Below are 2,577 nucleotides of genomic sequence, written 5' to 3'. Positions count from 1 at the left end.
GCGTAGAAGAGGCGCATGGTGGACATATGGTGGGGGATTGTATGCCTCGTTTTGGAGTTTTTGGTTCTTGTTATATGCGTGGGCGGTGTTCTTGCTGCGAGTGCTTTTGGGTTCTTCAGCCGCCCGTCGCGTCGAGGGCGCGGGGTGCGCGGGGCAACGATTGCGGTCCGGAGCCTTCGCTCCGGACTTTCCCTTCGTCATCCTCGTTGCCGCCTGCCGGCGGCTGCCTTCGGATTCCCTCGGGCGCATCGACGCCCCGCGCACCCCGCGCCCTCGCCACGCCAGGCTCGCGGATCGAAGTGCCGATACGTCGCTGGGGCGAAGAGGGTGCTTGGCGTGCTTTTGAAGGGTTGGTTTTCGCAGGAAGATCTTGCGGGGACGCGCAAATATGGCCGCGCGGGCGGCCATATTTACGCATAGGGGTCTCGCATTACGAGACGTGGCTGTTCTGGTTGGCGGTGCCCGGGGTCAATGGGTTCTTTCGTTGTCTTGGGACGATTCTTCCTGAATGGTCTTGCCCAGGATGCCGATGTGCTCACAAAGGCTCTTTACTCCCCCCATCAAGCGCGCCACGGTTTCTGCATCAAAAGGGGAAGCGCCGCTGACGTTCGGTTCCAGTGCGCTGTTGCCGACCAGCCGCGCAATCGTCTCTATGCCGAGTCGGGCGCGCATCCAGTTGATGCAACCGGGAAAGACGTATGCGACCGTATTCGGGTTCGCCTTCGACGGACCAGCGGTTTGTGGTCAGGGGGTGAGGCAGGGGGGCACGAGAGCTTCCTTTTGGCATACGGAAAACTGCGGTTGTGCGCAATTCGTACTCCGGCTCTCAACCTGGGCTACCGTTGTGGTGGCGGGAAAAGTACAGGAAAGCGTCCATTGATCTTGCAATGGAGCGCTCGTCTGATTTTTGCTGTTCAGCAGGTCACGGCCTACCGCAATGGCGTACACAACGATCGAATCGCTGCTAGATTTTGGCGAACAGATCATGTGATGCGGCTTTGCAAGAAGGAGGAACATTCGTGGCACTGCAACGAGAGCGCATTCTCATCTTGGCAAAAACTTACCCTTCGCCAAGCGCCAGCTATATCGAAACATCCTGTGTGGCTGGAATCAATGCCAATGGGGAGATGCGAAGACTGTTCCCTGTCCCATTTCGCTTTCTGGAGGATGACCAGCAGTTTTCCAAATGGCAATGGATCGATGTCAAGGTCGAAAAGGCTCGCGGCGATCACCGGCCTGAGAGTTTCAGGATAGACATCGGTACGCTTGCATGCGGCGAGAAGGTCTCAACCCATGCAGAATGGCAGCCGCGCAGGGAATGGATACGCCGCATTCCTCAGTTTGAAGCCTTTTCCGATCTTGAGAAATGGTCAGGGACAACCAAAGGATCGCTCGCGCTTCTGAAGCCGCGCGAACTGACCGGATTGAGCATCGTGGCTGCCAGAAAGGCGGAGTGGTCCGAGGAGGAAATACTCAAGCTGACGCATGCTCAGGGGCAGGGGAGCTTGCTCACGGAACCCGAAGCCAGGAGCGAGATTGCAATGCTCAAAAAGCTGCCCTGTGATTTCTACTATGAATACTCATGTGCCGATGGTTCCAGTATTCGCCACAAGATTGTCGATTGGGAGGCGGGTCAGCTTTATCGGCGATGTCGCAGGGACTACGGATCGGATTGCGATGAGGTCTTCCGGCAGAAGTTGCTGGGATCAATGCAGTCCAAGGACATGATGCTGCTGATGGGCAACCAGCATCGTTTCCAGAATCAATGGCTCATCATCAGTCTCATCTATCCGCCCAGGCAAACGCCAACGATGCAGGGCGCGCTGTTCTAGTGGGCGGCGTGGCGCTGATGTGTGTGACTTCCGCGTCGGAAATGGCGGAGACTGCGTTTGCCACCATCGAGCGATGGCAAAAATTGTGGTCAGCTTCAAAGCACAGGAGCGCGCAGTTCGAATCGCTGGATAGCGCCGCCAATTCTGCAATCGCCGATTCCTGGGTGGCAAGGTATCGCAAGAAACGTTTGCGATATGCAGCCCAGTTGCCGTCTTCCCTGTACCGGTTCCTGACGTCCTTGGGACAACCTAGCATCGCCAGGTGAACGTATTCGAAGCCGGATTGGTTGAGCGCCGTTCTCAACGCGGTTTTTGAAAAACCCCGCTTGCGGGAAAGCGGCATTTCGCGAACATCGACGACTGTGTCAATGTTGTGGTGCGAAAGCAAGGACATGAACCTGGTGAGGTCAATGCCTTCATAGCCGATGGTGAAGATCATGGTGATGTAGCTCGATTCGAGTGCTCCGAGTTTAGCTGCTTTGCCCTTCTCGTTACGAAGGTTCGCGGTACGCCGCAGTCTGAGAAGCCGCCAATTTTCTAAGCGCGTGATCTGCGCATAGCGTTAAACCCCTGACGCAAGACACCACGTATGCAGAAACTGGCCGCCCGCGCGGCCGGTTTCTGCGGGCGACGCAAACCTCGTCACCAGCCACGGCTCCAGCAACGCCACATCCCTCGAAACCCGCAGCTCCTCGGGCGGGGCGGCGCGGCTGCGAGCAACCTCGATGCGCCCGAGGGAATCCGA

At 57.4% G+C, this 2,577-nt stretch carries 3 protein-coding genes; 1 reads left to right on the top strand and 2 read right to left on the bottom strand.

Annotation, left to right across the window (positions count from 1 at the left end):
• Positions 1-468 precede the first annotated feature (468 nt).
• Positions 469-672 carry a hypothetical protein gene (locus KDH83_RS30300; protein ID WP_249205461.1) on the bottom strand — a complete coding sequence of 68 codons (204 nt, stop codon included), beginning with the start codon at positions 670-672 and terminating at the stop codon, positions 469-471.
• Between the two features lie 347 nt (positions 673-1,019).
• Here KDH83_RS30300 and KDH83_RS30295 point away from each other — a divergent pair, with 347 nt between their 5' ends.
• Complete coding sequence (locus KDH83_RS30295) at positions 1,020-1,832, top strand: hypothetical protein (protein ID WP_212322652.1); 813 nt, start codon at positions 1,020-1,022, stop codon at positions 1,830-1,832.
• Here KDH83_RS30295 and KDH83_RS30290 read toward each other — a convergent pair.
• Complete coding sequence (locus KDH83_RS30290; RefSeq protein ID WP_212322650.1) at positions 1,783-2,271, bottom strand: DUF488 domain-containing protein; 489 nt, start codon at positions 2,269-2,271, stop codon at positions 1,783-1,785. The two genes, KDH83_RS30295 and KDH83_RS30290, sit on opposite strands and share 50 nt — an antisense overlap.
• Between the last annotated feature and the right edge of the window lie 306 nt (positions 2,272-2,577).

The organism is Achromobacter sp. Marseille-Q0513 (genome assembly GCF_018195695.1).
Classification (GTDB): Bacteria; Pseudomonadota; Gammaproteobacteria; order Burkholderiales; family Burkholderiaceae_B; genus Achromobacter.
Note: the sequence above shows the minus strand (reverse complement) of the source record. Positions and strands in the feature narration are given on the sequence as shown.